General features: G+C 74.2%; 18 protein-coding genes and 1 pseudogene. 9 read left to right on the forward strand and 10 right to left on the reverse strand.

Going from position 1 to position 18,609, the window contains the following annotated elements; translation table 11 throughout:
• Positions 1-167: 167 nt before the first annotated feature.
• Positions 168-1,319 (reverse strand): annotated as a pseudogene (locus NUM_RS04580) (PucR family transcriptional regulator); the annotation flags it as partial.
• Between the two features lie 221 nt (positions 1,320-1,540).
• On the opposite strand from NUM_RS04580, the gene NUM_RS04585 reads away from it, so the two are divergent.
• On the forward strand, positions 1,541-2,152 hold the full coding sequence (locus NUM_RS04585) for an alpha/beta fold hydrolase (RefSeq protein ID WP_207123286.1): 612 nt from the start codon (positions 1,541-1,543) through the stop codon (positions 2,150-2,152).
• Positions 2,153-2,171: 19 nt separating this feature from the next.
• On the opposite strand, the gene NUM_RS04590 is transcribed toward NUM_RS04585, so the two are convergent.
• Entirely contained in the window at positions 2,172-2,606 is a 435-nt protein-coding gene (locus NUM_RS04590) for an NUDIX hydrolase (protein WP_207123287.1), read from the reverse strand.
• A 110-nt stretch (positions 2,607-2,716) separates the two neighbouring features.
• Here NUM_RS04590 and NUM_RS04595 point away from each other — a divergent pair, with 110 nt between their 5' ends.
• Positions 2,717-3,478, forward strand: a complete 762-nt coding sequence (locus NUM_RS04595) for a GntR family transcriptional regulator (RefSeq protein ID WP_207123288.1) — start codon at positions 2,717-2,719, stop codon at positions 3,476-3,478.
• Between the two features lie 372 nt (positions 3,479-3,850).
• On the opposite strand, the gene NUM_RS04600 is transcribed toward NUM_RS04595, so the two are convergent.
• A complete protein-coding gene (locus NUM_RS04600) occupies positions 3,851-4,660 on the reverse strand; it encodes a COG1361 family protein (RefSeq protein ID WP_207123289.1) in 810 nt (269 codons plus the stop codon).
• Positions 4,653-5,171 carry a SigE family RNA polymerase sigma factor gene (locus NUM_RS04605; RefSeq protein WP_225918329.1) on the reverse strand — a complete coding sequence of 173 codons (519 nt, stop codon included), beginning with the start codon at positions 5,169-5,171 and terminating at the stop codon, positions 4,653-4,655. Before NUM_RS04605 ends, NUM_RS04600 begins: the two co-directional genes overlap by 8 nt.
• Positions 5,172-5,394: 223 nt before the next feature.
• Here NUM_RS04605 and NUM_RS04610 point away from each other — a divergent pair, with 223 nt between their 5' ends.
• Complete coding sequence (locus NUM_RS04610; protein WP_207123291.1) at positions 5,395-5,772, forward strand: MerR family transcriptional regulator; 378 nt, start codon at positions 5,395-5,397, stop codon at positions 5,770-5,772.
• A gap of 79 nt (positions 5,773-5,851) precedes the next feature.
• Here NUM_RS04610 and NUM_RS04615 read toward each other — a convergent pair whose 3' ends face one another.
• Positions 5,852-6,616 carry an ABC transporter permease gene (locus NUM_RS04615; RefSeq protein WP_207123292.1) on the reverse strand — a complete coding sequence of 255 codons (765 nt, stop codon included), beginning with the start codon at positions 6,614-6,616 and terminating at the stop codon, positions 5,852-5,854.
• Positions 6,603-7,466 carry an ABC transporter ATP-binding protein gene (locus NUM_RS04620; RefSeq protein WP_207123293.1) on the reverse strand — a complete coding sequence of 288 codons (864 nt, stop codon included), beginning with the start codon at positions 7,464-7,466 and terminating at the stop codon, positions 6,603-6,605. Before NUM_RS04620 ends, NUM_RS04615 begins: the two co-directional genes overlap by 14 nt.
• Before the next feature lie 99 nt (positions 7,467-7,565).
• On the opposite strand from NUM_RS04620, the gene NUM_RS04625 reads away from it, so the two are divergent.
• Positions 7,566-8,192 carry a TetR/AcrR family transcriptional regulator gene (locus tag NUM_RS04625; protein ID WP_207123294.1) on the forward strand — a complete coding sequence of 209 codons (627 nt, stop codon included), beginning with the start codon at positions 7,566-7,568 and terminating at the stop codon, positions 8,190-8,192.
• 88 nt (positions 8,193-8,280) lie between these two features.
• Here the strand turns inward: NUM_RS04625 and NUM_RS04630 are convergent, their stop codons facing one another.
• The 4 genes from NUM_RS04630 to NUM_RS04645 form a co-directional block, all read right to left on the reverse strand.
• Positions 8,281-8,928, reverse strand: a complete 648-nt coding sequence (locus tag NUM_RS04630; protein WP_207123295.1) for a LutC/YkgG family protein — start codon at positions 8,926-8,928, stop codon at positions 8,281-8,283.
• Complete coding sequence (locus NUM_RS04635) at positions 8,921-10,648, reverse strand: lactate utilization protein B (protein WP_207123296.1); 1,728 nt, start codon at positions 10,646-10,648, stop codon at positions 8,921-8,923. The genes NUM_RS04630 and NUM_RS04635 overlap by 8 nt, the downstream gene beginning before the upstream one ends.
• Before the next feature lie 124 nt (positions 10,649-10,772).
• The gene (locus NUM_RS04640) at positions 10,773-11,504 is read right to left on the reverse strand and encodes a (Fe-S)-binding protein (protein ID WP_207123297.1); all 732 of its coding nucleotides are present in this window, start codon (positions 11,502-11,504) and stop codon (positions 10,773-10,775) included.
• Positions 11,505-11,508: 4 nt separating this feature from the next.
• Positions 11,509-12,186, reverse strand: a complete 678-nt coding sequence (locus tag NUM_RS04645) for a GntR family transcriptional regulator (protein WP_225918330.1) — start codon at positions 12,184-12,186, stop codon at positions 11,509-11,511.
• A 72-nt stretch (positions 12,187-12,258) separates the two neighbouring features.
• Between NUM_RS04645 and NUM_RS04650 the strand changes: the two genes are divergently transcribed.
• The 5 genes from NUM_RS04650 (at position 12,259) to NUM_RS04670 (ending at position 18,608) form a co-directional block, all read left to right on the forward strand.
• Positions 12,259-13,248, forward strand: a complete 990-nt coding sequence (locus NUM_RS04650; RefSeq protein ID WP_207123298.1) for an aldo/keto reductase — start codon at positions 12,259-12,261, stop codon at positions 13,246-13,248.
• Between the two features lie 47 nt (positions 13,249-13,295).
• Positions 13,296-14,147 carry an amidohydrolase family protein gene (locus NUM_RS04655; RefSeq protein ID WP_225918331.1) on the forward strand — a complete coding sequence of 284 codons (852 nt, stop codon included), beginning with the start codon at positions 13,296-13,298 and terminating at the stop codon, positions 14,145-14,147.
• 13 nt (positions 14,148-14,160) lie between these two features.
• Positions 14,161-15,003: a fumarylacetoacetate hydrolase family protein gene (locus NUM_RS04660; protein ID WP_308440540.1), complete on the forward strand. Its 843-nt coding sequence runs from the start codon at positions 14,161-14,163 to the stop codon at positions 15,001-15,003.
• Between the two features lie 9 nt (positions 15,004-15,012).
• Complete coding sequence (locus NUM_RS04665; protein WP_207123301.1) at positions 15,013-16,308, forward strand: enolase C-terminal domain-like protein; 1,296 nt, start codon at positions 15,013-15,015, stop codon at positions 16,306-16,308.
• Positions 16,309-16,601: 293 nt separating this feature from the next.
• Positions 16,602-18,608 (forward strand): aldehyde ferredoxin oxidoreductase N-terminal domain-containing protein, encoded by a 2,007-nt coding sequence (locus NUM_RS04670; RefSeq protein WP_207123302.1) that lies wholly within the window; start codon positions 16,602-16,604, stop codon positions 18,606-18,608.
• Position 18,609 lies beyond the last annotated feature (1 nt).

The following is an 18,609-nucleotide window of genomic DNA, read 5'->3' on the forward strand; positions in this document are numbered from 1 at the left end:
AAAACGAGCGTTCAACCCGCATGATTGGCGGTACGCGGGTCCTCCGGTGACGCTGTGAGTTGTGTCGCCTGACCATCCGGTACGTCGCTGTCCGTACCGGTTTCCGACGCGCCGGGTAGTGTCGCGCTGCCGGTACTGCCGTCGGCCAGCGCCGGCGCCGGCAGCGGCGGCCGCGGCGCCGCCTGGTCCAGCCGGCCCACCACCAGCGCCACCCGCAGCGCGAACGAGTCCCGCGGCTGCGTCGCGGTGAACCCGGTCAGATCGGCGATCCGGCGCAGCCGGTAACGCACCGTGTTCGGGTGCACGTAGAGGGCGCGGGCGGTGGACTCCAGCACCCCGCCCGCGGCGAAGAACGCGTCCAGCGTGTCCAGCAGGTCGCCGGCCCGCTGCAGCGCCCCGTACACGTTGGTGCGCAGCAGCCGGCGAGCCTCCGGGTCACCGGCCAGCGCCCGCTCCGGCAGCAGGTCACCGGCCGACACCGGGCGCGGCGCGTCCGGCCAGGTGTGCGCCGCCCGGTACCCGGCGATCGCGGCCCGGGCCGACTCGGTCGCCTCGTCCAGCGACGGCACCGCCGGGCCGACCACCACCGGCCCGTCACCGAAGTCCTCCAGCAGCTTCGCCGTCGCCGCGACCGGGTCCGGCGCGCCACCGAGCACCGCGACCAGCCGGTTGCCGTGCACCCCGCCCAGCACCTCGACGCCGATCCGGCGCGCCGTGCGGTGCAGCCCGTGCAGTACCGAGGTGGCGTCGCCGGCGGGGGAGCGGCCCACCGCCACCGCGACCGGCGTCGCGTCCGACCAGCCCAGCGCCGCCGCCCGGCTGGCCATCGCGTCGCCGACCTCGCCCCGCAGCAACGCGTCGACCAGCATCGCCTGCAGCCGCGCGTCCCAGGCGCCGCGCGACTCGGCGGCCCGCGCGTACACCCGGGCGGAGGCGAACGCGACCTCGCGGGAGAACCGCAGCAGCGCCTCGGCCAGCGCCGACTCCTCGCCCGGCGCGGCGAGCTCGGGTACCCGCTCCTCGACCACGTCGATGGTCACCTTGATCAGCGCGACTGTGTGCTGCAGCGAGATCGACCGGGCCAGCTCGCGGGGCGCCCCGGCGAACACCTCGTCGCCGAACTCCGGCGGCTTGGCCGGGTCCCGGGTCCAGGCGGCGAACGAGTTGACCCCGGACTGGCAGATCAGCATCACCCAGCTGCGCCGGTCGGCGCTCAGCTCGCGAAACCACGGCAGCGTCGCGTCCATCCGGGCGACGCTCTCGGCGGCCAGGCCGCCGGCCGCCCGCTCGATCCGGCGCAGCGTCGCCTCCAGGGCCACACCACCCGGCCCCGACCCACCGGTGCCCCGGGACCGCGGCGGGGTGTCTCCGTCGCGCGGCTGCGCCTCGTCCGGCCGGTCCGCTGTACTGCTCACACCGTGCAGCCTGCCACGCCGTACCGGTGCGGCGAACGCCCAGGCGATCCGGCGGTGACGGTCGGCATGCGCCGCACCGCGCGCCGGGGTCGCGGGGCACCCGGTCGGGCGATAGGTTCCCAGTTATGACTGATACGTCCGACTCGGCCCCCGGTGGCGTTTCCCGGGCCGCTGTCCTGGTTCCCGGCCGCCGCTACCCCGTCGAGTCGCCGCTGCTGTACTTCGCGCAGGAGGCCGTCGAGGTACGCGACGGGTACGTGGAGCCGGTCCGCTGGACCGCACCCGAACTCGACCAGGCCGGTACCCGCGCGTGGCTGACCAGCGCCGAATCCGAGGCCTGGGTGTGCGGCCAGGTCAGCGACGCCCTCGCCCGGGTGGAGAAGAGCCTGCCCGGCGCCGCCACCGTGCTGGTCGGCAAGTCACTGGGTACCCGCGCCGCCTCGGTCGCGGCCGACCGCGGGTTGCCGGCGATCTGGCTGACCCCGCTGCTGCACACCCCGCGGGTGGTCGCCGAGCTCGGCCGCAGCGAGGCGCCCTTCCTGCTCGTCGGCGGTACCGCGGACGAGGCGTGGAACGGCGCCGAGGCGCGCCGGTTGACCCCGCACGTGGCCGAGATCCCGGGCGCCGACCACGGCATGCTGCTGCCCGGCCCGCTGGCCGCGAGCCTCGCCGCGCACGCCATCGTCGCCACCGCGATCGAGCACTTCCTCGACACCGTCGTCTGGCTCACCACCTGACCGCGACACCCGCTGCCCGTCACCAGTGGGCGGTCAGCCGTTTGCCGTCGTGCAGCCGCAGCGGCGGCTCGGTGTCCGCCAACGCATCGAGGACCCGGCCGGCGAAGATCTCGGGCATCTGCTCGCGGACCTCGTCGGCTGTCATCCACCGGAACTCGCTGGCTTCCTCGTTGACGGTGAGCCGCCCGCCGAGTACCCGACAGCGGAACGTCAGCACGATCGTGCCGGTGGTGGTGTTCTGGTAGACGGCGCCCAGCCGCACCGGTTCCACCTCCAGGCCGGTCTCCTCGCGGACCTCGCGGCGCAGCCCGTCCGGGATGGTCTCGGCGAGTTCCAACATGCCGCCGGGTGGCTCCCAGCGCCCGTCCTCGGGCCGGCGCAGCGCCAGCACCAGGCCGTGGTCGTTGGTCACGGCTGCGGCCACCGCAACCGGATGGCGGGGCAGATCGGCCATCTCCACTACTCCTTCGACAGTGGTCACGGATACGAGAGAATCGTCGGTAGCAGGGTCACATCCGTCAGGTGTAGCGTCCTGCGGGAACCTCGACAGGCAGGGAGTGCTTGGTGGCTCGGTCCCGGAGCTTGAAGCCGGGTCGGCCGGCATACCAACAGATCGCCGACGAGCTGCGTGCCTCGATCAGGTCGGGTGAGCTGGGCGACGGCGACCGGCTCCCGTCCGAAACCGAGTTGATCGAGACCTTCGGCGTCGCGCGAATGACGGTACGGGCCGCACTCCAGGTGTTGCAGCACGAGGGGCTCGCGGTGGCCGAGCACGGACGCGGCGTCTTCGTCCGCCACCGCCGGCCGTTCCGCCGTCGCAGCGTCCAGCGGTTGTCCCGGGCCCAGTGGGGCAGCGGACGAGCCATGTGGGAGGCGGACACCGCCGAGGACCGCACCGTCAGCGCCACCATCGAGGTCACGCGAGAGCGAGCGGCCGACGACATCGCCGATCGTCTGCGGGTCCCGCCGGGTACCGACGTCGTCGTCCGTCGCCGGCTGCACTCCGTCGACGGGCAGCCGCTCCAGTTGTCGGCGGCCCACCTGCCGGCGGAGATCGCGGTCGGTACCCCGATCGCCGAGCCCGACACCGGCCCGGGCGGCACGTACGCGCGGCTGGAGGAGCTGGGATATCCGCTCGAGGGGTTCGTCGAAGAGGTGCAGGCCAGGATGCCCAGCCCGGACGAGGCTCGGCTGCTGGCGCTGCCCACCGGGGTTCCGGTGATCACCATCGTTCGCGTCGCGCACACCTCCGATCGGCCCGTCGAAGTCAACGAGATCGTGGTCAACTCGGACCTCTACGTGCTCGAGTACCAGATCCGTCCCTGACGCCCAGAGTGGCTTGACTCATCTAGACATGCCACTTACCGTATCTCATCTAGATAAGCTGGATCTCTGGAGGTGTCGTGCTGTGGCCGTTACCGAAGAGGTGTCCGATCGGCTCGCCGGGCTGCGCGAACGGATCCGGGACTTCAACGAGCTGATCCAAGGGCGATCGGCGGGCGTGACCTCGCGATCTACCGCGCGCACCGCCGCGGAGCGAGCGACGAGCAGCTCGCCGAGTGGGCCGACATGGACGTCGCGGAGGTCCGCTCGATCGTCGCAGAGGTTCACCCGGATCGGGACGGCATCGATCTCGACCGGGACGGGCCGCGGTGGCGGGTGCTCCAGTGTTGAGGCCCCGACCGACCGCTTGGTGGGTCAGTCGTTCGGGGTGGGGGTCGGGGTGGGGGAGGAGGGGCGCTCGGACGGGGTGACGCCGCTGCTGGGCGTCGGCGAGGAGCCGGTGTCGACCTGGAACGGCTGCGACACCGTACCGAGGGTGCCGCCCTGCTCGTCCTGGGCGGTGACCGTGACGGTGCCGCCGGACGGTGCCGAGGCGAACGTGCGCAGGTACGACAGGGTGCCGGTGACCGTGCGCTCGGCGCCGGGGGCCAGGTCGTGCAGGGTGCCGAGCTGGCAGCCGTCGGCGGTGCAGGAGCCGCCGTCGTGCACCGACAGCCCGTCCGGCGGCAGGATCAGCACGACCGCGTTCGCGATCGGCTCGGTACCGGTGTTGCGGATCGTCACGGTCAGCTGGGTGTCGTGGCCGGGCCCGGCCACGGCGACCGGGCCGGAACCGACCGACACGGCCATCGGACCGGCGCCGGCCGAGGGCACGCCGCCCGGACCGGTGCTGCCGGTGGGCTCGCTCGGGCCGACGGTGTGGCCGGGTGACGCGGTATCGCCGGGCGCGGCGCTGGTGCGATGCGCGGTCGACGGGGAGCTCGCGGCGGTCACGTGCTGCGGGGACCGGCCCTGCTGGGTGGCGAGCAGCGCGCCGCCACCGCCGAGGACCAGCACCAGGCCGGCGGCCGCGGCGGCCACGATCTGGTGCACCTGCCGGCGGTGCCGGGCCGCCTGCCGGATCGTGTCGGCGCCCGGCGCGGGCAGGTCGTGCAGCGCGGCGCTACGGAGGCTGTCGAACGCGGCGCGCAGCTCGCGGTCGTCGTCCGGGTCCGTGTCAGGCATCGTTCACCTCCCCGCGCGGTGTGTCGGTGAGCTGTTCGGCGAGCGCGTTGCGGGCCCGGTACAGCCAGGACTTGACGGTGCCGGGGGCGACACCCTCGCGTTCGGCGATCTCGGCGACGCTCTGGTCGGCCAGATAATGCAACACCACCGCACGGCGCTGCCGGTCGGGCAGGGTGCGCAGCGCCTCGGTGAGCGCGACGTGGTCGGGGCCCGGGCCGGGGATGTGCTCCTCGCGCTGCTTGCGGGCGAACTTCATCGCGGTACGCATCCGCCGCCACTTGCTGGTGGCGAGGTTCCAGGCGACCCGGCGCACCCAGGCGACCGGGTCGTCGTAGCCGCGCAGCGTCTCCCACCGCGGGTACGCCCGGCAGAACGCCTCCTGCACCACGTCCTGAGCGTCGGAGATGTTGCCGAAGTATGCGTAGATCTGCACCGTTATGCCACGAACGTTGGCCGCGTAGAACTCGTCGAAGCTGCGCTCTGCGCTCGACGCGGAATCCGTGGCACTCACCACCCGTAGCCTAGGGGTGCGCGCCAGCGCGCCCGACGCCGAGGTCGGACGTACCGCGATTCCAGGCGCATTCATCCCGTCGAACTCCCGTGTGGGTGAGGGTGCTGCTGCCACAACACGCCACCGTCCGATCGCCGGTTGCGTCGCCTCCACCACATCGATTCCGGCCGGCGGCGCGATTCGCGGTTGACCTGGAGTGCACTCCAGGTGCGATCCTCGGTGGGTGAGCGAGTACCTGACCCCCGGCGAGGTGGCGGCGCGGTTCGACGTCAGCCACGACACCCTCCGTTACTACGAACGCGCCGGCGTGCTCAGTGCGGTCGAACGCTCGGCGAGCGGCCACCGGCGGTACCGCAGTGCCGACGTCGAGCTGCTCGACCTGGTGCGCTGCCTGCGCGAGACCGGGATGCCGATCGCCGCTCTGCGCACCTTCGCCGACCTGATCCGCGCCGGCGAGGGCACCGTGGACGAGCGCATCGACCTGCTGGTCGAGCACGACGCCCAGCTCGGCGAGCGGATCGAGGTGCTCACCGCCCGCCGCCGGCACATCCAGGGCAAGATCGCCTACTACCGCTCGCTCCGCGAGACCTCGGCCGACTGAACGCCGCCGCCGGCCCGGCAGCGCGGCCGCTCCGGTGCGGCAGGCAGGCCGCAGCTCGGTCGGGCTCACCGCGGGTCGGTCACAGCAGGGCGGTGCGGGTCCAGCCGCGGCGCATCCGGACCGCGACGACGGTGCCGGCCGCGAGCGCCAGGGCGAGCAGCACCGCGGCGGCCCGTACGGTGCCGGCGACGTCGCCGGCCAGCGCGGCGTGCAGCCCACCCATGGCCCAGTAGCCGGGGGAGACCGGTGCGACCGCCCGCGCCCAGCCCGGCATCGCCGACAGCGGGGCGAGCGCGCCACCGAGCCCGGCGAGCAGCAGCCCACCGACGTCGCACGCCGCGGACAGCTGCCCGTGCCCGCGGACCACGACCGCCAGGGCGGCGCCGCCGGCGAGCAGTGCGGCACCCCAGCACAGCACCGGTACCGCGAGCAGGGCCGGCTGCGGGCCCAGCCGCAGCCGGAGCACCCCGGCGCCGAAGCCGAGCAGTACCAACTGTTGCAGCAGCAGCACGGCGAACACGGCGGCGGCCTTGCCGAGCATCAGCTCGCCGGCGCCGGCGGGGGTGGCGCGCAGCCGGTCCCAGGTGCGCCAGGTGCGCTCGGCGAGCACCGCGTTGCCCACGATCGACAGCGCCAGCAGCGAGAACATCACCAGCATCCCGGACACCACCTGGGTGGTACCGGCGACCCCGCGCAGCGCCCGCTGGTACAGCGGGGCCTGGACGGCCATCAGCACCATCGGCATCACCAGGTACGCGATGAGGTGACCGGGGTCGCGGGCGACCAGGACGAGGTTGTGGCGCAGCAGCACGCCGACGCGGTACGTGCGGTCAGGCAGCGACATGGTGGGCCTCCCGGCTCAGTGCGTGGTAGAGGTCGTCCAGCGAGGGGCGCCGGATGTCCACGGTGGACAGTCCGGCGGTACGGGCGGGGTCGGTGACGGCGGCGGCGAGCGCGGCGCGCGGGTCGGTACTGCTGATCCGGCGCTCGGTGCCGTCGGCGTAGCCGAGCAGCAGCTCGCCGGGCAGCCCGGTGAGCAGTTCGTCCCGGGTACCGCGGGCGATCACCCGGCCGGCCCGCAGCACCGCGAGGGTGGCGCCCAGCTCGTCGAGCTCGGGCAGGTAGTGGGTGGTGTAGCAGACGGCGACGCCGGCGTCGGCGCGCTGCCGGACCACCGCGAGCATCGCCTGCCGGGTCTGCGGGTCGGCGCCGACGGTCGGCTCGTCGAGCAGCAGCACGGCGGGGCGGTGCAGCAGCGCCGTCGCGGTCTGGGTGCGCCGCTGCTGGCCCCCGGACAGCAGCCCGACCGGCCGGTCGAGCACGGCGGTCAGCTCGGTGGCGGTGGTGACCTCGTCGATCGCCGCGCGCAGGGCGCGGCGGCGCAGGCCGGCGAGGCCGCCGAAGACGCTGAGGTTCTGCCGGACGCTGGCGCTCGGGTAGAGCGCGAGGTGCTGCGGGGCGAGGCCGAGGTGCCGGCGGGCCGCGGCGGGGTGCCGGACGGCGTCGATGCCGGCGATCTCGACGGTGCCGGCGTCCGGCCGGGTCAGGCCGGCGGTGATCTCCACGAACGTGGTCTTGCCGGCGCCGTTGTGGCCGATCAGCCCGACGATCTCGCCGGGCCCGACGGTCAGGTCGAGGCCGGCCAGGGCGGTGGTCGACCCGTACCGCTTGGTCAGGCCGGTGGCGTGCAGCATGGCTGCCTCCCGTAAATGATCTACGCTGTATAAGGCGACGATCTACACTGTATAGCGGGTCCGGTGAGAAGGGAAGAGATGATGATCTACGGTGTCGAGATGACCGATCGGCGGCGCGAGATCCTGACCGAGGCGCTGGCCCTGGCCGACGAGCGGGGTCTCGCGGCGGTGTCCATGCGGGCCGTGGCGCAGCGGGTCGGGGTCACGCCGATGGCGCTGTACCCGCACGTCGGCAGCAAGCAGGACATGCTCGACGGGCTGGTCGAGCTGCTCGTCACCGACCTGCCGATGCCGGCCGCCGGCCTGCCCTGGCCGGAGCGGTTCGCCGGGTTCGCGCGCGCCGCCCGACAGAGCGCCCGGCGCCACCCGACCGCGTTCGCGCTGCTGTTCGACCGGCCGGCGGTCACCGCCGACTCGCTGCTGGTGATCGACTTCCTCTACCAGCTGCTGCTCGACGCCGGGGTGCCGCGCACCGAGATCGCCCGGGCCGAGCGGATGCTCTCGACCTTCGTGCTCGGGTTCGCGGTCAGCGAGCAGGGCGGCCGGTTCGCCGGCGGCCGCCTCCCGGCGCCGGCCCGCCGCGCCCAGCTACCGGCCGACGAACTGCCGGCGCACCACGGACTCGCGGCCGAGCTGGACCAGCCGCTGGACCTCGACGCGGAGTTCGAGGCCGACGTCGCCGACCTGATCGCCCTCATCGAGCACGTGCTCGCCGCGCCGCGCTGAGCCCGGCACCCGGCGGGTTTCCGGTTCGCGGGGGCTCGGGCGTGGGCGCCGAAGGGACCCGGCGGCGACGCGACGAGCCGGCGGGCGCTCAGTGGAGCAGGACGACTTCGAGGTGGCGGGGGCCGTGCACCCCCTCCACCCGGTCGAACTCGATGTCGCTGGTGGCCGACGGGCCCGCAATGAACGTCAACGGCCGCACCGGATCCAGCCGGGCCAGCGCCTCCGGTACCGTACCGACGACCTGGTCGGCGCCGACCACGCAGACGTGATGGTCGGGTACCAGGCTGATCGCCCGCCGGCCCTGCGCCATCCCGGCGTCCAGCACCAGCGTGCCGGTCTCGGCGATCGCCACCGCACAACCGGTCAGTACGGTGTCGGTCGCGTCCAGCGTGGCCAGCGGGTACGGGAAGTTCGCCGAGTCGCGGTAGATCGTGCCGGCGAAGCCGGCGTGCCAGTCGTCCGGCAGGTCGTGCGGAACGAGCAGGGTCGCGGTCTGGTGCCCGGCGAGGATCGCACCCACGGTGCCGGCCAGCTCGTCCGCGGCGCAGCGGTGCACGGTGGCCCGGTAGTCGGCGACGCGCTCGGCGAGCAGGTCGCGCAGCCGCGCCGGGTCGGCGCCGGTGCCGCCCCGGCGGTAGTCGCGCGCCACCGGTACGTCCTCGATCGCCTCGTCGGCCGGCACATCCCGCAGCGCCGTCCGCAACCGGGCCATGATCTCGGCGCGCGCCTCACTCATCGCCGCCCTCCTTCGGCCGCGCCGTACCGGAATCCGGCCGCGCCGTACCGGAATCCGGCTGCGGCGCACGGGGTACCGGTGGTGTCGCGCCGGGATTCGACGGTGCCGTACCGGAATCCGGCCCGGCCGCGGCGGGATCGTGGTCGGTGTGCGGGTCGCCCGGGTGCCGGGCCGCGTCGGCGGCGGGTGGCGCCGACGACGCCGGGCTCGCCGGTACGCCGCCCTGGGCGCGCCACCAGTCGCGGAACGATCGGCGGGCCGGCAGCGGCGCGTCCCGGGACGTGGTCCAGGCCGAAAGCGGCCACGGCAGGTGCGCCAGCGAACCGGCGGGACCGCCGGGCCGCCGGCGCCGGCCGCGGCCGGTGACCGAGGCGACCGGCCCGGTGGCGATGCGGGCCGCGCGCAGCGCGTTCTCGTACCGGCGCTGATCGGACATGACCCAGGACAGGGTGCGCATCGCGGTGCGTTCCGCGGACGGGCGGTCCCGGGCACCGTCCACACCGGACTGTCGCAGGTGGACCAGCACCTCCGGGATGTCGATCTTCACCGGGCAGACCTCGTAGCAGGCGCCGCACAGCGACGACGCGTACGGCAGCGACTTGTTCGCCTTCACACCGGTCAGCTGCGGCGAGATGATCGCGCCGATCGGGCCGGGATACACCGAGCCGTAGGCGATCCCGCCGGTCCGCTCGTACACCGGGCAGACGTTGAGGCAGGCCGAGCAGCGGATGCAGGCCAGCGCCTGCCTGCCGACCGTGTCCGCGAGCGTCGCCGACCGGCCGTTGTCCAGCAGCACGACGTGCACGTCGCTCGGCCCGTCGCCGGGAGCGCTGCCGGTCCAGATCGAGGTGTACGGGTTCATCCGCTCCGCGGTCGAGCTGCGCGGCAGCAGCTGCAGGAACACCTCCAGGTCGGCGAAGCTCGGCACCAGTTTCTCGATGCCGACCACGCTGATCAACGTCTCCGGCAGGGTCAGGCACATCCGGCCGTTGCCCTCGGACTCCAGGACGACCAGGCTGCCGGTGTCGGCGACGGCGAAGTTCGCGCCGGAGATCGCCACCTTGGTGGACAGGAACTTGCGCCGCAGGTGCCGCCGCGCGGCCTCGGCCAGTACCGCGGGCTCGTCGGTGAGGTCGGCCGGCGCGTCGGTCATCTCGCGGCGGAAGATCTCCCGGATCTCGGCCCGGTTGTAGTGGATCGCCGGTACCAGGATGTGCGACTGCTCGCCCTCGTCGAGCTCGACGATCAGCTCGGCCAGGTCGGTCTCGTACGCGGTGATGCCGGCGCGCTCCAGCGCGTCGTTGAGCTCGATCTCCTGGGTGACCATCGACTTGACCTTGACCACCTCGTCGCTGCCGGTGGCCCGGACCAGGTCGGTGACGATCCGGTTGGCCTCGGCGGCGTCGCGGGCCCAGTGCACGGTCGCGCCGGCCGCGGTCGCCGCCTGCTCGAACCGTTCCAGCAGTTCCGGCAGGTGCCGGGCGACCCGGCGCTTGATGGTCCGGCCGGCCTCCCGCAGCTGCTCCCAGTCGTCCACTTCGGACACCGCGGCGGCCCGCTTGTCCCGGATGGTGCGGGTGGCGCGCCGGATGTTCGCGCGCAGCTGCGGATCGGCGACCGCTGCGCGAGCCCGCTGCGGGAACGGCTGCGGCGGCGCCAGGTGCCCGGATCCGTGCGGCAGCACCGGAAGCAGCCGCCTGCCCTGACGATCGACGGTCATCGGCCCGCCTCCCGCGTCGAGGCGCCGGTGCGGTGCGGCTGCCCGCTCATCGACGTTCCTCCTTCGTCGGAACGCCGATGAGGCACCACGACGCGATGCCCATGATTCGCACGCTGACGCTCGCTCATGGCGTACCTCCGGTGGTGGCGAGGATCTCGGCGTAGTGCATGGCGCGCACCCCGGTACGCATCCGGGTCAGGCCGCCGGCGATGTGCGCCAGGCAGGAGTTGTCGGCGGCGGCGAGCACCTCCGCGTCGGTGTCGAGCACGTGCCGGGCCTTGTCGGCGAGCATCGCGGTCGACACGTCCGGGTTCTTCAGCGCGAACGTACCGCCGAAGCCGCAGCACTGGTCGGCCGCGTCCAGCTCGACCAGCCGGATGCCGGCCACCGCGCGCAGCAGCCGCAGCGGCTTGTCGCCCAGCCCCAGCATCCGCAGCCCGTGGCAGGTCGGGTGGTAGGTGACCCGGTGCGGGAACTCGGCGCCGAGCTGCGTCACGCCGAGCACGTCGACCAGCAGCTCGGACAGCTCGTACACCCGGGGGGTCAGGGCGGCGACGCGTTCGGCGAGGGCGGGGTCGTCGGCGGCGAGCCGGGGGTACGACTCGCGCACCATCGCCGCGCACGAGCCGGACGGCGCGACGATCGCCTGGTACGGCTCGAACACGTTGACGAACCGGCGCAGCAGCGGCATCGTCTCGGCCCGGTAGCCGGAGTTGGCGTGCATCTGGCCGCAGCAGGTCTGCGCGGCCGGGAAGTCGACGTCGTGCCCGAGCCGCCGCAGGATGCGCACCACCGCCTGCCCGGTGCCCGGGTACATCAGGTCGTTGACGCAGGTGACGAACAGACCGATCCGCACGTGCTCACTCCTTGCCGGTCTCGGTGGTACTGAACGCGACGATATGCCGCGCGCGGGTCGCGGTCAGGTGTTCGGTCATCGCGGCGGCCGCCGCGGCCGGCTCGCCGGCGGCGATCGCGGCGGCCACCGCGCGGTGCTCGGCGACCGTGTCGGTGGCCGGCCCGGCCGGCAGGTACAGCCGGTGCAGGTGCAGGTGGGCGTGCAGCCGGACGATGGAGTCGGCCAGCATCGGGTTGCCGGACAGCCGGGCGAGCCGGTCGTGGAAGGCGGCGTCGTGCGCGGTGAACGGCGCGTACCGCCGGTAGTCGGTCGGGTCGATCTCGGCCGACGGCGGCGTCACCGCGCTCGTCAGCGCCGCCCGCGCCGCCGCGTCCGGGTGGTTCGCGGCCAGCCGCGCGGCCGGTACCTCCAGCAGCGCGCGCAGCTGGCACAGCTGCTCGAACTGGTCGGCGGTCAGCAGTGGCGTGGCGGTGTAGCCGGACATGGCGCGCTTGCGGACCAGCCCGTCGGACTCCAGCCGCGCCAGCGCCTCCCGTACCGGGGTGGGGGAGACGGCGAGGTCGCGGGCGAGCGCCTCGATGTTGACCCGGGCGCCCGGCTCGATCACCAGGTCCATCAGCTGGCCCTTGATCGACTCGTACACGTCGTCGACCAGCGTGGTACGCCGCGCCGGCGGGCTCACCGGGGCCGGTCCAGGATGGTCACCACGGCAGAATCCTATAGGATCTGCCGGCACCGGCACGAGGAGGAACGCATGGACCCGACCGGCACCATCCGGCTCGGCCGCACGAACCTGCAGGTCACCCGGCTCGGGCTGGGCACCGCACCGCTCGGCGGGCTGTACGACGCGGTCGGCGACGACGCCGCCGTGGCCACCGTGCGCCGCGCCTGGGAGCTGGGCCTGCGGCTGTTCGACACCGCCCCGCTGTACGGCGCGGGCCTGGCCGAACGCCGCCTCGGCGCCGCGCTCGCCGGACTCGACCGCGCCGGGTACGTGCTCGCCACCAAGGTCGGCCGGATGCTCGTGCCGGACGGCCACGTGACCGACTCCGCGGGCCAGGACATCTACGTCGAGGACTCGGGGCTCACACCGGTGTTCGACTTCTCGTACGACGCGACGCTGCGCAGCATCGAGGACAGCCTGCGCCGGCTCGGCGTCGACCGGATCGACATCGCGCACATCCACGACCCCGACGACCACTACGCCGCCGCGCTGGACGGCGCCTACCGGGCCCTGCACGAGCTGCGCGAGCAGGGCGTGATCGGCGCGGTCAGCGCCGGGATGAACCAGTCGGCGATGCTGACCGACTTCGCCCGTGACGGCGACTTCGACTGCTTCCTGCTGGCCGGCCGTTACAGCCTGCTCGACCAGGGGGGCCTGGCCGACCTGCTGCCGGTGGCGGCCGAGAAGGGCATCGCGATCATCGCCGGCGGGGTGTACAACTCCGGGCTGCTGGCCGACCCGCGGCCGGGCGCCACGTTCGACTACGCGCCGGCGTCCGACGAGCTGGTGACGCGGGCCCGGCGGATCGGCGCGGTGTGCGCCCGGCACGGCGTGCCGCTGCCGGCAGCGGCGATCCAGTTCCCGTTCGGGCATCCGGCGGTGGCCTCCGTGGCGATCGGTGCGCGCAGCGTGGCGGAGATCGAAGAGAACGCAGCCATGTTCACACATCCGATCCCTTCCGCGCTATGGTCCGAGCTGAAAGCGGAGAAACTGCTGCGGGAAGGGGTACCGACGCCGTGACACCGGCCGATACATCCGATCACCCTGCGGCAGAGCTCGGGTACACCGTGATCGACGCCCACCACCATCTCTGGCACCCCGACCAGGGCTACGACTGGCTCGACGCGCCGGAACTCGCCCCGATCCGCCGCCCGTTCACCGCCGACGACCTGTGCGCCGAACTCACCGCACACGGAGTGTCGCGTACCGTGCTGGTCGAGGGCGGCTGCTGCCGGGCCGACGAGGTGCCCCGGCACCTCGCCATCGCCGCCGCCACCCCGCAGATCGCCGGTGTCGTCGCCTGGGCCGACCTCATCGACCCCGACCTCGCGACCACCCTCGCCGGCTACCGCGCACTGCCCGGCGCCGGCAAGCTCGTCGGCATCCGCGACCAGGTCCAGGGGCGCGCCGACGCCGACTTCCTGGACACCGACGCGGCGCACGCCGGCCTCGCCGCCGTCGCCGCCAGCGGCCTCGCCTTCGACCTGGTCGTCCGGGTCGACCAGCTGCCGGCCGCCGCCCGCGCCGCCGCCGCCCACCCCGACCTGCGGTTCGTGCTCGACCACCTGGGCAAACCGCGCATCACCGCCGGCGCCGCCGGACTGGCGCAGTGGCGTACCGCGATCGCGCCGCTCGCCGCCTGCGCCAATGCCACCGCGAAGCTGTCCGGGCTGGTCACCGAGGCCGACTGGGCCAGCTGGAGCGTCGACGATCTGCGCCCGTACGTGGCCGCCGCGATCGAGGCGTTCGGTGCCGACCGGCTGATGTTCGGCTCCGACTGGCCGGTCTGCACCACCGCCGCGAGCTACGGCCGGGTACTGGCCGCGCTGCGCGCCGCGCTGCCCGACGAGACCACCGACACCGAGCGCGAGGCCATCTTCGGCACCACCGCGCGCACCACCTACCGACTGGAGGACTGAGAACGTGAAGCTGATGCGGGTCGGCGCGGCCGGCGCCGAACGCCCGGTGCTGCGTACCGACGACGAGCGCCACCTCGACCTGACGCCGGTGACCGCCGACATCGACGGCGCGTTCCTCGCCGGCGACGGCGTCGAGCGGGTCCGCGCCGCGTACGCCGCCGGCGAACTGTCCGACGTGGACGTCACCGGGCAGCGGGTCGGCGCCCCGATCGCCCGGCCCGGCGCGGTGCTGTGCATCGGGCAGAACTACGCCGCGCACGCCGCCGAGTCCGGGTCCGCACCGCCGAGCGTGCCGATCCTGTTCTACAAGGGCAGCAACACCGTCGTCGGCCCGTACGACGAGGTGGCGATCCCGCGCAACAGCGTCAAGACCGACTGGGAGGTCGAGCTCGGCGTGGTGATCGGGCGCACCGCGTCCTACCTGGAGTCGCCGGAGCAGGCGCTGGCCTGCGTCGCCGGGTACGCGGTGTCCAACGACGTGTCCGAGCGGGCGTTCCAGAACGAGCAGTCCGGCGGGCAGTGGTCCAAGGGCAAGAGCTGCGCCACCTTCAACCCGCTCGGCCCGTGGCTGGTCACCGCCGACGAGGTCGGCGACCCGCAGCGACTCGGCCTGCGCTCGTACGTCAACGACCAGCCGCGGCAGGACTCCAACACCGCCGACATGATCTTCACCGTCGGCTACCTGATCTGGCACCTGTCCCAGTACCTGGTGCTCGAACCCGGCGACCTGGTCAACACCGGCACGCCGCAGGGGGTCGCGCTGTCCGGCCGCTTCCCGTACCTGACGGCGGGCGACACGATGCGGCTGTCCATCGACGGGCTCGGCGAGCAGCGCCAGTCCCTCATCAACGCGTAAGGCGGCACCATGGCGACGATCACCGCGGTGGACACCGTGGACATCCGGTTCCCCACCTCACGGGAACTGGACGGCTCCGACGCGATGAACCCCGACCCCGACTACTCCGCCGCGTACGTGGTGCTGCGCACCGACGATCCGGCCGTACCCGACGGGCACGGGTTCACGTTCACCATCGGCCGCGGCAACGACGTGGTGTGCGCGGCGATCGGGGCGCTGGCGCCGCTGGTGATCGGTACCGACGTCGGCGCGCTGTGCGCCGACCTGGGCGAGTTCGGCCGGCGGCTGACGCACGACTCGCAGTTTCGCTGGCTCGGCCCGGAGAAGGGCGTCATGCACCTCGCCGCGGCCGGCATCCTCAACGCCGCCTGGGATCTCGCCGGCAAGTGCGCCGGCAGGCCCGTCTGGCGGCTGCTCGCCGAGATGACCCCGGAGCAGCTGGTCGACCTGGTCGACTGGCGCTACCTGACCGACGCGCTGACCCCGGCCGAGGCGCTGGACCTGTTGCGGGACAAGGCACCCGGCCGGGCCGAGCGGACCGCGGAACTGCTCGCCGACGGGTACCCCGCCTACACCACCTCGCCCGGCTGGCTCGGCTACTCCGACGACAAGGTGGTACGGCTGGCCAAGCAGGCGGTCGCCGACGGGTTCGGCCAGATCAAGCTGAAGGTCGGCGCCGACCTCGACGACGACCTCCGCCGGTTCGCCGCCGCCCGCGCCGCCGTCGGCCCCGACCTGCCCATCGCCGTCGACGCCAACCAGCGCTGGGACGTACCGGCCGCGATCGAGTGGATGGCCGCCCTCGCGCCGTTCAAGCCGTACTGGATCGAGGAACCGACCAGCCCCGACGACGTGCTCGGGCACGCCGCGATCCGGCGCGCGGTGGCACCGACGCTCGTCGCCACCGGCGAACACGTACACAACCGGGTGATGTTCAAGCAGCTGCTGCAGGCGCAGGCCGTCGACATCGTGCAGATCGACGCCGCCCGCGTCGGCGGCGTCAACGAGAACGTCGCGATCCTGCTGCTCGCCGCGAAGTTCGGGGTACCGGTGTGCCCGCACGCCGGTGGCGTCGGGCTGTGCGAGCTGGTCCGGCACCTGTCGATGTTCGACTACGTCGCGGTGTCCGGATCGCTGACCGGGCGGGTCATCGAGTACGTGGATCACCTGCACGAGCACTTCGTCGACCCGGCCGTGATCGACCGCGGCCGCTACCGGGCGCCGGACGTGCCCGGCTTCTCCACCGAACTGAAGCCGGAGTCGATCGCCCGGTTCGGCTATCCGAACGGGCCGGCGTGGCGCTGAGGGTCGACCTGGCCGCCCTGTCGGCCGGTACGGCCGATGCGGGTGCGCTGTCGGCCGGTACGGCCGATGCGGGTGTGCTGTCGGCCGGTGCGGCCGGTGCGGATCTGCTGGCGGCCGGTGCGGGTGCGTCGTCGGCCGGGGCAGCGGCATCGGTGGGCGGCGGGGTGTCGGAGGGTGGGTCGCGCGACACACCTTCCCCCACCCTCCCGGGGGGCGACCCCGGCACAACGATAGTCCGTGATCCGGCCTGTGGCACCGGATCGCGGGCCGGCTGTGGACAACCCCGGGGGGTTGTGGACGCGCTGGACGCCCCCGGCATCGCCGTGCTACCGGCCCGGCCGGTGGCCGCCGTGCTACCGGCTCGGGCGGTGGCCGCCGGCGCGGCCGGCGCCGAGCCCGGTGGTCCGACCGCCGCCGGTCCGCGTGTCCCGACCGACGAGCCGGCGCCGCTCGCCGCGTTGCGCATCCTCGCCGACGCGGTGGCGGCCGGTCACCGCGACCCGTTCGATCCCGCCGTACCGCTGATCCTCGCTGCCGGCCCGCTCGCCGGCAGCGGCGCACCCGGTACCGCGCGGGTGGCCGCCATCGGGCTGTCCCCGCTGTCCGGCACGGTCGGGGAGACGCGCGCCGAGGGCCCGTTCGGCGCCGCGCTGCGGGCCGCCGGCGCCTCCCTGCTGGTACTGACCGGCCGGGCCGCCCGCCCGTCGATCCTGCTGCTGCACAACGGATCCGCCGAGCTGCGCGACGCCGCCGAACTGGCCGACGCCGGTACCGTCGCGGCCACCGATGCGCTGCGTTCCCGCTACGGCGCGCGGGCCGGGATCGCGGTGATCGGCCCGGCGGGGTGGCGCCGCGCCCGGGCCGCGACGATCCTCACCGACCGGTACTTCCCGCTGCCGCGGCTCGGTTTCGGCGCGATCCTCGGCGACCGCAACCTCGCCGCGATCGTCTGCCTGCCCGGCCCACCGGCCCCGGCCCCGGGCGCGGTCGCGCCGGCCCAGTATCCGGCCACGCCGGCCCCGGTCGCGCCGGCCCAGGATCCGGCCACGCCGGCCTCGGAGCCGGCCACGCTGGCCCCGGGTGCGGTCACGCCGGCGCAGGATCCGGCCGCGGCGGCTCCGGGCGGGGCCGCGCCCGTCGCTGCGGATCCGGCCGCGCTGGCCGCGATCGCGGCGCGCTACCGGGCCGAGCAGCCGGCCAACCCGCTCACCGCCTGGCAGCACGAGCCGCCCGGCTTCGGCGTCTGGCCGTACGGGGCCGAGCCCGGGTACGGCGCGCACCGCAACTTCGCCGACACCGCCACCGCGGCCGGCGACGGCCTCGCCCCGGACCGGTTCCTGGCCCGGTACCGGCAGGCCGCGCCGTGCCCGGACTGCCCGACCGACTGCCTGAAGGTGTTCACGCCGCCGGCCGGCCCGCCGGTCGCGCTGCACCAGGAGGCGGTCGCGGCGCTCGGCCCCAACCTCGGCGTCGAGGATGCCGGTACGGTGCTCGCCGCGGTCGCGGCCTGCTTGGATGCCGGCCTGGACCCGGTGTCGGTCGGCGGCACCCTCGGCTGCCTGTACGAGGCCGCGGAGCGAGGCCGGCTCCCGGCCGGCTGGCCGCCCTGCGGCTTCGGTACCGACCCGGGGCCGTTCGTCGCCGCCGCCGCGCGGGGGGCCGACGAGTTCGCCGCGGCGCTGCGGGGCGGCGCCGCCCGGCTCGCGGCACGCCTCGGCGTCCCGGACGCCGCGATGACGGTACGGGGCGTGGAACTGCCGCCGTTCGACCCGCGGATCCAGCCCGGCCTCGCCCTCGCCTACGCCGCCGCGCCGACCGGCCCGCGCTACGACGCGGTCGAGCACGACCTCGACTTCGATCCCGGGCACGGCGCCCCGCACTGCTGGCCGCAGCTGCGCGAACTCGGGCTCACCGCGCCCGAACCGGCGCACCGGTTGGACGCCGCCCGGGCCGACCGCACGGCGGTGCTGCTCGCGCTGTGGTCCGCGCTGGACGCGTACGGCATCTGCCCGTACGCGTCGACCCCGACCCGGCCGTTGAGCCTGGCGCTGATCGGCGACCTGGTCGCCGCCGGCACCGGGTACCGGCCGGACACCGCCGCGCTGCTGGAGCTCGGCGCCGAACGGCTGCGCCGGCAGCACTGGATCAACGCCGCGCTCGGCGTCGCCGAGCCGGACCGGCTCCCGTACCGGATGCACGCCGAACCGGTGGCGGCCGGCGCGCATGCCGGCGCGGTACTCGACCCCGACCGGTTCGCCGCCGCCGTGGCGCGGCTGCGAACCAGGCTCGGACTGGCCTGAA

This window comes from Actinocatenispora comari (assembly GCF_017312725.1).
Classification (GTDB): domain Bacteria; phylum Actinomycetota; class Actinomycetes; order Mycobacteriales; family Micromonosporaceae; genus Actinocatenispora; species Actinocatenispora comari.